The organism is Bacteroidota bacterium (assembly GCA_039821555.1).
In the GTDB taxonomy this organism is placed as follows: Bacteria; Bacteroidota; Rhodothermia; order Rhodothermales; family Rubricoccaceae; genus JBCBEX01.
The window spans coordinates 33,444-46,062 of the sequence record JBCBNX010000002.1 but is presented as its reverse complement, the minus strand read 5'-3'; the positions used below and the strand labels follow the sequence as shown (position 1 = coordinate 46,062).

The following is a 12,619-nucleotide window of genomic DNA, read 5'->3' as shown; positions in this document are numbered from 1 at the left end:
ACCTCCCCCCGCTCGTGCGTCACCTCGTTGTCCTGCTCGCGCTTCTTGTTCTGCCCACAGCGGCAGCGCAAACGTCGCTCGCGGACGCCTATCACAGTGCGGCGCAGCTCTACATCGACGGCGATGGGGCGCAGGCTGAGGCCGTAGCAATGGAGGCTCTCGCGCAGGCACCGAACCCGAACACGCCGGAGCACCCGAAGCTGGAGACGCTGCTCGAACTGATCCGCCAGCAGCAGCAAGACCCGCAGCAGGGTAGCGACGGCGACGAGGCCGAGCAGGAAGACGGCCAGGACGGCGAGAACGAGGACGCCCAGAACCAGCAGGGCGGCGGCGAGAGCGAGCAGCAGGACGAACGGGACGCCGAGCAAGGCGAGCAGGAGCCGGGCGAGGACGGCCAGCCACAACCCGGCGACGAGGGGGAGCCCGATGAAAGCGAGCCTGACGAACAGCCGCAACCGGAGTTCGAGGACGAGAACAGCGAGGCGGAGTCGGACGCGACGAACCAGCAGCCCACCGACCCGCAGGATGGCGACGAGCAAGACGGGGACGACCAAGCGGGGGCGTCAGGAGACCCACAGGACGGCGAGGAGACGGACGGCAACGCGACGCCTGCCGGTACCGCCGAGGTACTGCCCGGCACGATGAGCGAGGCCGAGGCCCTGCGCATCCTCGGCGCGCTCGAAGCCGACGAGGAGGAACTGCTCCAGGAAGTGCAGCAGCGCCGCGCGCCGCCCCGCCGCATCGAGAAGGACTGGTGAGGGGGAGCGTGTTGTCCGTGGTCCGTAGTTCGTGGTGGCTGGTGCTGGTCGGTGGCATGGTGCTGGCAGGCAGCGCCTTGGCGCAGAACGTGCGAGTGAGCGCGTCGGCGTCGCCCAACCCGGCGGGGCAGAACGACCAGGTGCTCTTTAGCGTCGAGCTGCGCGGCGACCTCACTTCGGTCGGCGAGATCGAGCCGCCGAGCACGCAGGGGCTGTCGCTCGCGCTGCCGACGCCGCAGCAGTCGTACACCTACCAGAACTACAACGGGCGCACCGAGCACGTCCTCACGCTGACGTGGATCTACCGCCCCCTCAAGCCGGGCCGCGCGACCTTCAGCGCGGTGCAGGTGCCCATCGGCAAGGAGCGCTACACGACCGACCCGATCACCGTCGAGATCGTCCCGCAGGGCCAGCGTCCGCCGCCCGCCGCCCACAGCGGCGCGACGAGCAGCCAGCACGGCCTCACGCAGTCCGACGAGCCGCCGACAGACGCCACGGCCGACCTCTTCGTCCGCGCCACGCCGCCCCGAGTGCGGGCCTACGTCGGCGAGCAGGTCGTGGTCGATTACGTGCTCGCCTACGACCCTGTCACGGTGCAGCCGCGCGACGTGCAGATCCTCGGGCCGTGGGACGCCGAGGGCCTCTGGCGCGAGGAACTCGAGGTGCCTGACCGCGCGACGCTGCCCCGCCAGGACACCATCGATGGGCGCGAGCTTCGCGTCGTGACGGCCAAGCGTGTGGCGCTCTTCCCCGCACGCACGGGCACGCTCACCATCGAGCCGGTCGCCTTCGAGGTGGGTACCTATCGCGGGACGCCGCAGCGCGGCCTCTTCCGCAGCCCGTTCTTCTCCGACTTCGAGCGCGAGACGATCGAATCGGAGCCGATTGCCATCGAGGCGGTGCCGTTGCCCGCTGGGGCCCCGGCGTCGTTCAACGGGGGGGTTGGGGCGTTCACGATGCAGATCTCGCTGGACGACCACGCCCTGCGCGACGGTATCGAGGCGGGCGAGCCAATCCGCATGGAGGTCGAGGTGCGCGGCACGGGCAACCTGGCCACGCTGTCCGCGCCCGCCTGGGACGCGCCCGACGGTGTCGCGGTCTATCCACCTTCGGCCGAGGAATTCTTCGACCGACGCTCGGCTCCGCTTCGCGGACGCAAGGTGTTCGTCTACACGCTCGTCCCGCAGCGCGGCGGTCGCCTCGAACTACCGCCCGTGCGCTGGACCTACTTCGACCCGGAGGCGGAGCGCTACCAGACGCTCGTCTCCGACCCCGTCCCGCTTGACGTGAACGGCCCAGCGGGCACGATCCCGGAGGCGGGCCTCGCCGACGCGGAGATCGTTTCGGGCGCGGAGGCACCCATCGCTGACCTGCTGCCGTTGGCGCGCTGGATCACGCCGCGGTTGGCGCGGCCGCTGCACCGGTCGGTGTGGTTCTGGGGCGCCATCGGAACGCCGCTGCTGGCGCTGCTCGGCCTCGCCCTTTTCGTTCGTCGTCGTGAGGCCCGCGCCGCCTCGCCGGAAGCGCGCCGCCGCGAGGCGCTCGCCGATGCCACCACTCGCCTCGATGCGGCCCGGCAGGCAGCCGACCCACGCACGGCCTGCGCCGAAGCCGAACGCGCCGTGCGCGGCTATCTCGCTGCTCGCTTCGCCGTGCCCGCGCAAGCGCTCCCCCGCGACGTCCTCGACGACGCGCTTGACAGAATGTCTCTCCGCGCGCAGGGCCTCACCGACTCGCATCGTCGTGCGCTCATCGAGGCGCTCGCCGCAGCCGAGCGGGTGCAGTATGCCCCCGACCAAGCCCGCGCCGCCGACGCCGTCGTGGCTCGCACCCGCGCCGCCATCGAGAGTGTCCACGAGGCGACGCCAGCCCATCAGGAGGAGTCCGCATGATGGTGCTCCTGATCGCTCTGGTTCTTGTCCAAGTGCTGCCGGGTGTTCCTCTCGACTCAGACGAGGCGGATCGGCTCTTCGAACTCGCCGGGACGCTCTACGACGAGGGCGACTGCGCAGCGGCGGCAGCGACGTACACCTCGCTGCTTGACGCGGGCGTGGCGAGCGGGGCGTTACACCACAACCTCGGGCAGGTGCACCTCGCGGCGGGCGACCTGGGGCGGGCCGTGCTGCACCTCGCCCGCGCCGGGCAACTGCTGCCCCACGACCGCGCCGTCGCGGTCCACCTCGCCGAGGCGCGGGCGCTGGTGGACGCCGAGCAGACGACGGTTCTCGCTGATCCCCTCGGGGGCACGGCGGCGCGCATCGCGGACGCGGTGACGCTCGGCGCGCTGCTCGTGCTCGGGCTGCTGTTGTGGCTCAGTGCGCTGGCCCTGCTTGGCTGGCGGCTCTGGCGCGGCGACACCCTTCCCGAAACGCAGAAGACCGCGATCCGGCGCGGCCTTGTCGTGGTGCTTCCGCTGGCCGTGCTGCTCCTCGCGACGGCCGCGCTCGCCTCGGCGGAGCGGCAGGCTCCTCGTGCCGTCGTGCTCGACCCGATTCCGCTCGCGGCCACGCTCGGCGGCAGCACCGAGGGCCCTGCTGTAGCGGAGGGCGTGACCGTGCGCCTCGGCGACGCGCGCGGTTCCTGGCAGGCTGTCCGCCTCCCCGACGGCACCCAGGGCTGGCTGCCAGCGGCGGCACTCGGACGGCTGTAGCGAAGGTCGATTCAGGCCTGACCGGAAGCGGACCCACCCGCTTGTGCTCTTCACCGAACGAACCCAGGAGTGAGGCGTACGGAACGGCTGATGTGCCCTGGCTGCAATCGCCACGCTGGCGAGTAGCGGGGTGTAGTTGCCGTTGCGTAGCGCGGAAGGAGTGCCTGGCGGGGTGCTCGGTCGAGCCTGCGTGACCCCCCGACCGAGATCTCCATCGCTGAGCCACCCTGTTCCATGTCCCGTACGTTCGTCATCGACCTTACCTCGAAGGCCCAGGCCGAAGCCAAAGGTGAGGACGCCAACCAGTCGCCCTTCCCCGAACCCAGCCCTGAGCTGCCCGAGGCGACCACAGAGTCCGTGCCCTCGTTCCTCCAGACCGGCCTCGAAGGCCTCGGCTGGGACAGCCTGATGCCCGTCCAGGCCAAGACGATCCCGTACATGCTCGAAGGCCACGACCTCGTGGTGCAGAGCCGCACGGGCAGCGGCAAGACGGGCGCGTTCCTCCTGCCGCTCCTCGACCTGCTGATGCCCGACGAGGCGGCCACGCAGGCCCTCGTGCTCTGCCCGACGCGCGAGCTGGCGCGGCAGATCTTCGAGGAGTTCGAAAAGATGAACAACGCCCAGCCCGAGGACGAGCGCTTCCGCGTGGTGGCCGTCTACGGCGGCACGAAGTACGGCCCGCAGATCGAGGCGTTCAAGGCCGGCGCCCACCTCGTCATCGGCACGCCGGGGCGCATCCTCGACCACCTCGACAAAGGCACGCTCAGCCTCGACGCGCTCCGCGTGCTCATCCTCGACGAGGCCGACGAGATGCTCTCGATGGGCTTCTACCCGGCGATGAGGCAGCTCAAGCGTTTCCTCCCCGACGACCGCATGAGCCACATGTTCTCGGCTACGATGCCGAACAGCGTGCAGCGCGTCGCCCGCGAGTTCCTGCGCGAGCCGAGCTTCATCGGCGTCTCCGGTGGCACCGTCCACGTCGACGCGATGACGCACCGCTACGTGCACGTGACGCAGATGGAGAAGGACCGCGTCCTCGCCCGGCTCATCGAGCTGGAGAACCCCGAGAGCGCGATCATCTTCGCCAACACCAAGCGCGACGTGGACTACCTCGCGCAGTTCCTCGCCAACTTCGGCTACGACGCCGCGCCGATCTCGTCGGACTTCTCGCAGAAGCAGCGCGAGAAGACGATGCAGCGCCTCCGCGACGGCGAACTTCGCTTCCTCATCGCCACGGACGTGGCCGCGCGCGGGATCGACATCTCGGACCTGAGCCACGTCTTCCAGTACGACGTCCCGCAGGACCGGGAGTACTACATCCACCGCGCCGGGCGCACCGCCCGCGCGGGCAACACCGGCGTCGCGGTCACGCTCACCACGAAGGAGGACATCAACCAACTCAAGATCGTCGAGCGGAAGTACGAGATCGACTTCGAGAAGATCGAGATCCCGACCGACGAGGACGTGGCCGCCAAGGTGGCTGAGCGAACGCTCGCGCAGCTGGAAGACGCCTACCGCGAGCTCTCGCGCCTGGAGCAGGAGCGCATCGGCCGCTTCATCCCGCTCGTGCAGAACCTCGTCAAGGAGGGCGAGCCGGAAGTCCTGGCGCTGCTCCTCGACGAGTTCTACCGCGCCTCGCTCCACGGCAAGCCCGCCACGCTCCTCACGCCCGACGGCGAAGACGCAGAGGACGCCTACACCCCTGAGGTTGCCGACGACCTCCTCGACGACGACCCGAAGGAAAAGCGCAAGAGCCGCCGCGACAACGACCGGGGCCGAGGACGCGGACGCCGCCGCGACTGATGGGCCTCGTCAGCTCCCCCTGTCCTGCGTCGCCTCCGCTCACGTACGTTCGCTCCGCTCCTCAGGCTGTCCCCCTCGTGCGTGAGGGGGACAGTTTCGCGACCCCTTAGGGGGGGAGCGAGACAGGGGGAGCCGACCTGCGACTCTGGACCTTAGACCCACGCCCCCTCCGCATGGAACCCGTCGGACGCCTCGCCTGGTTTGCGCCTGCTGCTGCACATGATGGGGCACCGCCGGAGGCGCTAGCGAGCGTCTACCCGACGGACGCCTACACCGACGCGGAACCGCTACGACAGGCACTCGCGGCGGGCACGCCCACGGTGGTTGTCGCCCCTGGCACGGGCGTCGGCAGTGCGCTCAAGGCAGCACTCAACGCCGCAAGCGGGCTAGCCCCTGTGGTGGCGCTGCTGGGTGACGAGAACGCAGAGGCCCGCGAACTGCGGGCGTTGCGGGCCGGGGCCGCCGAGGTGCTCGCCGCGAACGCCGACGCTGCTACCGTGGAGCGGACGCTCGCCCGGGCGTGGGCGCGCTTCGACTGCGACGAGGCTCCTGGACATAACGTTGTGTCCCTGCGCGAGAGTGAGGCGCGGCTGCGGGCGCTCATCGAGGCGCTCCCGGACGCCATCGTCCGGATCGATAGCACGGGGCTCATCCGCGACTTCCATGTCCCGGACCTGTTTCCCACGGCGCTGCTGCCGCCCGACGTGGTCGGGAAGTACGCCCAGGACGTGCTCCCGGACGACATGAAGCCGCCGTACGCGAAGGCGGCCATCGAGGCGTTCATGACGGGCTTGCCCGTAACGTTTCGGCATACGACCATCGTGGACAGCCTCCCGCGCCACCACGAAGTGTGCTGCGTCTCCATCGGCACCGACGAGGTGCTCGCGCTCGTCCGTGATCAGACCGTCCTGGTCGAAGCCGAGGAGGCGCTGCGGCGGCAGGAGCGCCTCATGCGCCACATCGTCTCGGCGATGCCCGTGATCGTGTTTGCGCTCGACGGCAACGCCCGCTTCGAGTTGATCGAAGGCAAGGGCCTCGAAGACATCGGGCGCACCCGGGAGGAGCTCGAAGGCGCGCTCGTGCCCGAGTTCTTTGGCGACAACGTGGAGATCATGGAGGCACTCAGCGCGGCCCTCGACGGCGCGTCGGGCAAGTCGCTCGTCTCCCTCAACGACCACGCCTTCGACCTCTGGTTCAACCCGGTCTTCGACGACGAGGGGCTGATGACCGGCGTCATCGGTATCGCGGCCAACGTGACGGACCTCGTTGCAGCGCAGGCGGCCGTGGAGGCGTCGCGGGGCGACTTGCGTGAGCTGGCTGCGCACCTCCAGCACATCCGCGAGGAGGAGCGCACGGTGATCTCGCGCGAGGTGCACGACAGCCTCGGCCAGATGCTCACCTCGATCCGCCTCGACGCCGCCTGGGTGGTCCGCCACCTCGCCACAGCCGACGACGCCACCGTACTGAAGCGCCTGGGCCGAGTGGACGTGCAGGTGGACGAGACGATCCAGCGCGTCCGGCAGATCGCGCAGGCGCTACGCCCCGGCATCCTCGACGACATCGGGCTGGCGAGCGCGCTCGACTGGCAGGCGCGCCAGTTCGCCCAGCGCACGGGCCTCGCCTGCTCGGTCACGGACGACCTCCGCCATGACGAGGCCGACCTCCCCGAGGAGGCCGCGACGGCGCTTTTCCGCATCGCGCAGGAGGCGCTCACCAACGTCGCGCGCCACGCGGAGGCCTCGGCGGTGACACTGCACCTCGAAGAGACGGACGAGGCCCTCGTTCTTCACATCCGTGACGATGGCAAGGGTCTGGACCCCGAGGCCATCGCGCATACCCGCTCGCTGGGTATGCTCGGCATGCGCGAGCGGGCAGGCATCCTCGGCGGCGCGGTCACCTTCGACGGCGTGCCTGGCCAGGGCACGCACGTCCGCGCGACGGTGCCGCTCCCTGGGTCGGCTTCGGCGGCGGGCTAGTTTCTCGTTGCGGATCCGCCTGGCTCGCCGCATCTTACCGCGCTGCTTCTCTCGCTCTCCCCTTCGTTCCCCATGACGCGCGTCCTCATCGCCGACGACCACGCCGTGGTCCGCCGCGGCCTCGCCGAGATCGTCAACGAAGCCCTCGACCTGAAGGTGACCGGCCAGGCCGCCGACGGCGAGGAACTCGTGGGACTGCTCCGGGGGGGGCAGGGCGACCTCGTGGTGATGGACCTCAAGATGCCCGGCCTCGACGGCCTCGATCTCGTGAAGCAGCTCCGCCACGAGTTTCCGGCGATGCCCATCCTCGTGATGTCGATGCACCCGGAGGACCAGTTCGCGGTGCGGGTGCTGCGAGCAGGTGCGACGGGCTACCTCACCAAGAACAGCGCCCCGACCGACCTCGTGCGCGCCGTCCGCAAGGTGGCGGAGGGGCGGCGCTACGTGAGCCCGCAGATGGCCGAGACGCTCCTCGACGCGATGGACTCGGACCCGGAGGAGGCCCCCCACGAGGCGCTCTCCGACCGCGAGTATCAGGTGCTGCGGCTGCTCGCCTCGGGCAAGCTCATCAACGAGATCAGCGAAGAGCTTGCGCTCAGCCCGAAGACGGTGAGCACCTATCGGCTGCGGCTGCTCCAGAAGATGAACATGAAGAGCAACGCCGAGATCACGCGCTACGCGCTCGAAAACGACCTGATTCAGTGAACCCAGGTTCAGTGAGCCTCGCTCCTCTTTCGGACAGGCCCGCGATGTCCAGGCGCTCCCCGACGCGCTCGACGTTCCCCGTGTGACCTCTTGCGCTGAACCGGCGGCTTGGTGCTCGGTTGAACCCCCCACCAATCTTGCTCGCTTCCATGCTCCGTATGACCCTCCGCCTGTTCGGCCTCGCTGCGTTCGCCGTTGCTCTCGCGCTGCCTGCGTTTGCCCAGGACAGCGTTGCCATCCGGCAGATGCTCCAAGACCGCGATGGCGAGATCAAGGCCATCCTCGGCACCGGCACGTCGTACACCGACGCGCAGCGCGAACGCCTCCGCACCGTCGTCAACGACGTGATCGACTTCCGCGCGATGAGTGCCTTCGCCCTCGGCGACACCTGGGAGACCCTCACAGACGAGCAAAAGACGCGCTTCGTCGAGGTCTTCTCCGGCGTCATCCGTGCCCAGTCGCTCGCCGACCTCGACCTTTACCGCGCCACCGTGGCCTACGGCGACATCGACGTGAGCGGCACGACCGCGACCGCCACGACGACGGCGTCGCTCCAGGACGTGCGCACCGAAGTCGTCTACGACCTCGCCAAACGCGAAGGAGCCTGGGTGATCACCGACTTCTCGATCGACGGCGTGAGCACGGCGGAGAACTACCGCCGCTCGTTCCAGCGCGTGCTTGCCCGCCGCGGCTACGACGCGCTGCTCAGCAGCCTGGAGCGCCGCCTCGCCCGCGGGTAGCCCTACCCGGAGCCTGGAGCATCGCTAGTCGTCGCGGGTCCAGTCCTCGTGGTCGAGGGCCATCTGTGCCTGCAGAGCCTCTAGCGTCTCGAAGAGGCTCGTGCCGGGCCAGACGCCCTGCTCGGCCCGCCCTTTCCACGTCAGGTGGACGATGGCAAACCCTTCGTCCAGGGCAAACGCCACATCGTCGCAGTCGGTGCGCTGGGCAAACGCGTGTGCGGCCGTGCACCGCCCGAAGAGCACATGGTCGGGGTGGACTTCCCGACCGAGTTCGCGCTCCAGGGCCCGGGCGTGCTCCCCGTCGACCGAGAGCCACGGCGGATCGAACCGTTCGACCCACGCTGCGGTCACTTCTCGATCACGACGGGCGTGCCGGGGCGAACGTTGTCCCAGAGCATGTCCATGTGCACGTTGCGGAGGGCGACGCAGCCGCGCGTCCAGGCGCGCTGATTGCCGGAACCGTGGCCGTGCAGTTCGATCAGCCCACCGAGCGCTGTGTTTTGCGGTGGCTCGCGGAACTCCTCCTCGGCGCGTACGATGGTGGCGTACTGCTGCGCCGAGATGAGCCCTTCGCGGAGGCCTCGTTGTGCATCCTCGGCGTTGGGATAGTTGAGTACGAACGCGCGGTAGTACTTCGAGCGGCCGTTGAGGCGCGTCACGAAGTAGGTGCCCTCGGGGATGCGGTAGTGCTCGTGCTCGCCGAGGCGAGAGCGGCGGACCTTGTCGTCGGTCGGGTTCATCGACACGTCGATCTCCATCGTGCGAACGAGCTCGTGGCCCTCGTAGACGAACAGCAGGCGCTGCTCCTTCGACACCTTGAGCCAGAGGTTGGAGAGGTCGTTCGTGCGGACCCAGCCTTCCACGAAGCCCTGCCGGACCAGTTGGAAGCCGCCGGAGCGCCGGAGGCCCTGCACCGCGTAGCGGTATTCGAGCGTGCCGATGCGTTGCCCGCCGGGTGCGTCGAAGACCCCTACACCCCGATCGACGGGGTAGTAGACGGGGAGGTTGATGTTGACCCCCTCGACGATGTCATTGGGGTGGGGCGTGCGCGGGGTGGCCGTCGCGCTCGTGGTGCCCTGGAGGAGCGGGACGGGGAAGGCGGATGCCACCTCAGCGGGACCGGAGGCGCGGTCCTGGGCATGAGACGCGGGCACGCTCAGCGGGAGCGCGCTCAGCAGGAGGGCGAGGCAGCCGACGACCAGCGGGGCGCTGGCAGCAGGAAGGCGTCGCATGGCGACCGAAACGCTAGAAGGGAAGCAGGTATGCGAAGGCCCGAAGACCAGGATCTAACCCGCGATAGGAGTGGAGCTTGACGCATTATACGACATGCACCAGCGGAAGGCTTCCAGCGCCCCATCAAGAACCGCACCATCAAGCAGCCGTGCGGCACTTGATCGCACCGATTGTGTCGCGTTTGCTGGCGCGAAGCCATGGCCAACGGTCTCCAGTGCCTCGATGTCGCCGCCGGTGTCGCCGATGAAGGCGAGGGCGTCGAGAGGTAGCTGTTCCTCGTCGGCCACCCACCGCATCGCCTGGGCCTTGGTGAGCGCGTGTGGGACCACGTCCACGGACACCTCGGTGTGAAACACATGGAAGCCGCCCCCCAGTTGGTCCGCTACGAATGCTTCCACCTCAGGCAGCGTCGCCTCGATAACGGCCTCGCTAGGCGCCACGAAGCCCGCCTGGGCCTGCTTCGCCCCGTCCACCGAGAGCCCCGCGAAGCGCGGGACGAGCGTGTGCTCGAGGAACCGCCGGGCCTCGGCGAGGGCAGCGCGGACGTCTTCGGTGAGCGCGGGGTGCCACCGTGTGGCGGCGCTCGCCAGGTCGAACCACCCGGCGCCGCTTTCAAAGAGCACCGGGCCGCGCGCGTCGATCGCCTGCGCCATCGCCTCGGCGTAGCTGTAGGAGCGGCCCGTGCAGAGGCCCAGGCGTGGCGCGTGCGGCTCCCTCGCCAGGGCGGCGAACTCGGCCAGCCGGGCGAGGTCCCAGGGCTGGTACGGCACCGAGAGGCAGCCGTCGATGTCGGAGAGGAAAAGCTGGATCACGCCTGCCGGGGGTCGAGGGTCGAGGGTCGAGGGTCGAAAAGGTGTGGACACCTCGGAGGCGGGTCAAGCCTCGTGGCATTTCTCCCCGGCTCTTCGTCTCTTCCTCAGCTGGTCGTCCTGCTGCTTCCTGGCGCCGTCGCTGATCACCGTAGGCGCATCGGGACACCGACGGGCCGGATTGTGGGCGGTCGTTCGCCGGTGAGCGTCACCTCGCCGTCGGCAAGTGCGACGGCTTGGGTTTCGCCCTCTTGCAGGATCTGCAGGTCCACGGCGAGGCCGTCGAGCAGGCCCGCATCGTCCTCGATGCTCCAGGTGAGCAGGCCCGTTGTGTTATCCCAGCCGGTGCGTAGCGTAGGGACCTGCGTCCCATAGACCCAATAGTCGAAAAAGGCGTCGAGGTCGCGCCCTGACTCCGCTTCGAGCAGTGTTTGGAAGGCGACGGTCGAGAGCGGGCGCTGGGCGAGACCGTACTCCGCGTAGGTGCGGCGGAGCGCGCGGGCGAACGCGTCGTCGCCGAGCGTGAGGCGCAGCAGGTGCGTCACGCAGCCGCCCTTGAGGTAGACCGTCGCGCCGACCAGGTCCATCGGGTCCGTGACGGTTCCGGGCACGAGCGGCTGGCGGGCATCATGGAGGTCGTTGGAGGCGCTGAACTCGGCCATGCGGACGCGCAGCTCGCGGGCCATGGCGGGGCCGTCGGCGGCTTCATAGAACATCGTCGTGAGGTAGCTCACGATGCCCTCGGAGAGCCAGAGGTCGGCGTAGTCGCGGATCGTGACACGGTTGCCGAACCACATGTGGGCGACCTCGTGGACGTTGACCTCCTCGACCACGTTCTGGCCGCGATAGCTCTGACCGTAGAGGTCATGCCGTAGAAACGAGGTCGCCGCGTTCTCCATGCCGGCAAACGGGATGGGCACCTGCGCGGTGGCGTAGGTGTCGAAGGCGTACGGCCCGAGCGTCGAGTCGAAGTAGGCGAGCACCTCGGGCGTGCGGACGAGCCAGCGCGCGTCGGTCGTGTCGGCCCCGAGCAGGTGGTGCTGGATCGGCACCGTCGTGCCGGAGGGCAGCGTGACCGCCTGCTCGGTCGTGGCGAAGTCGGCCACGGCGAAGGCGAAGGTGTAGACGGGCACGGCGGCATCGACAGCGTAGGTCCAGCGTTGCTCATGGGCGCTCACGCTCAACGGCGGCGCGGGTCGAGGGCGCCCGGAAGCAACGACATCGAGGGAGTCGGGCGCGGTGACTTCGAGGATTAGCGTCGCTGGGTCGGCAGGGTGGTGGACGGCGGGCAGCCACGATGCCCCACGCAGGAACTGCGAGTCGGTGAATACAACAGTCTGCCCGTGGGCATCCTCGTAGAACAGCCCAGCTTGCGGCCCTTCGAGGACGTACTCCACGTCGATGAAGGTGCTGCCCTTCGGAAATGGGACGTAGAGATGCCCTGCTTCGTAGGTCGTGTTCACCTCGTAATCGTCGACCTGGACAGAACGCACGGCGTGCTCGTCGTCGAAGCGAATGCGCAGCGTGTCCTGTCCCGACACCTCGCGTAGGACGATGCGCGACAGCCCGTGGAGGACTCGCTCGCCAGGATCGACGTTCAGGAAGACCTCGTAGCTCTCCACGTCTACGCCGTCCTGAGGGCGCACCGCCTGCGGGTCGCGGTCGCACGCGGCGAGCAGGAGGACGAGAGTGAGGAGGAGGGCTGCCCAGCTCCCCCTGCTTCTCTCCCCCTGAAGGGTCGAGAAGCTGTCCCCCTCATGGGTGAGGGGGACAGTTCTGAGGAGGGGGGCGCTCGTCCTCGCTAGAGGCGAGCGCGGAAGCGGTACAAGAACGGGGGGAGCCGTCACGCCGCTTCGCTGTCCAGGGATTCGCTGTCCAGGGATTCGCTGTCCAGGGATTCGCTGTCCAGGGATTCGCTGTCCAGGGATTCGCTGTCCAGGGATTC

The 12,619-nt window shown here is 69.0% G+C and carries 11 protein-coding genes; 7 read left to right on the top strand and 4 right to left on the bottom strand.

Annotation, left to right across the window (positions count from 1 at the left end):
- Positions 1-14 precede the first annotated feature (14 nt).
- From AAFU51_02945 to AAFU51_02915, 7 genes are all read left to right on the top strand, one after another.
- Entirely contained in the window at positions 15-758 is a 744-nt protein-coding gene (locus tag AAFU51_02945; GenBank protein ID MEO1570204.1) for a hypothetical protein, read from the top strand.
- A gap of 17 nt (positions 759-775) precedes the next feature.
- On the top strand, positions 776-2,650 hold the full coding sequence (locus AAFU51_02940) for a BatD family protein (protein ID MEO1570203.1): 1,875 nt from the start codon (positions 776-778) through the stop codon (positions 2,648-2,650).
- On the top strand, positions 2,647-3,408 hold the full coding sequence (locus tag AAFU51_02935) for a hypothetical protein (GenBank protein ID MEO1570202.1): 762 nt from the start codon (positions 2,647-2,649) through the stop codon (positions 3,406-3,408). The genes AAFU51_02940 and AAFU51_02935 overlap by 4 nt, the downstream gene beginning before the upstream one ends.
- A gap of 234 nt (positions 3,409-3,642) precedes the next feature.
- The gene (locus AAFU51_02930) at positions 3,643-5,211 is read left to right on the top strand and encodes a DEAD/DEAH box helicase (GenBank protein MEO1570201.1); all 1,569 of its coding nucleotides are present in this window, start codon (positions 3,643-3,645) and stop codon (positions 5,209-5,211) included.
- Between the two features lie 173 nt (positions 5,212-5,384).
- Positions 5,385-7,187: a histidine kinase gene (locus AAFU51_02925; protein ID MEO1570200.1), complete on the top strand. Its 1,803-nt coding sequence runs from the start codon at positions 5,385-5,387 to the stop codon at positions 7,185-7,187.
- A gap of 72 nt (positions 7,188-7,259) precedes the next feature.
- Complete coding sequence (locus AAFU51_02920) at positions 7,260-7,892, top strand: response regulator transcription factor (protein ID MEO1570199.1); 633 nt, start codon at positions 7,260-7,262, stop codon at positions 7,890-7,892.
- 149 nt (positions 7,893-8,041) lie between these two features.
- Complete coding sequence (locus AAFU51_02915; protein ID MEO1570198.1) at positions 8,042-8,632, top strand: ABC transporter substrate-binding protein; 591 nt, start codon at positions 8,042-8,044, stop codon at positions 8,630-8,632.
- A gap of 24 nt (positions 8,633-8,656) precedes the next feature.
- On the opposite strand, the gene AAFU51_02910 is transcribed toward AAFU51_02915, so the two are convergent.
- The 4 genes from AAFU51_02910 to AAFU51_02895 form a co-directional block, all read right to left on the bottom strand.
- Positions 8,657-8,983 (bottom strand): hypothetical protein, encoded by a 327-nt coding sequence (locus AAFU51_02910; GenBank protein MEO1570197.1) that lies wholly within the window; start codon positions 8,981-8,983, stop codon positions 8,657-8,659.
- A complete protein-coding gene (locus AAFU51_02905) occupies positions 8,980-9,864 on the bottom strand; it encodes a L,D-transpeptidase (GenBank protein MEO1570196.1) in 885 nt (294 codons plus the stop codon). Before AAFU51_02905 ends, AAFU51_02910 begins: the two co-directional genes overlap by 4 nt.
- Before the next feature lie 54 nt (positions 9,865-9,918).
- On the bottom strand, positions 9,919-10,677 hold the full coding sequence (locus AAFU51_02900; GenBank protein MEO1570195.1) for an HAD hydrolase family protein: 759 nt from the start codon (positions 10,675-10,677) through the stop codon (positions 9,919-9,921).
- Between the two features lie 143 nt (positions 10,678-10,820).
- The gene (locus AAFU51_02895) at positions 10,821-12,320 is read right to left on the bottom strand and encodes a M1 family aminopeptidase (protein ID MEO1570194.1); all 1,500 of its coding nucleotides are present in this window, start codon (positions 12,318-12,320) and stop codon (positions 10,821-10,823) included.
- Positions 12,321-12,619 lie beyond the last annotated feature (299 nt).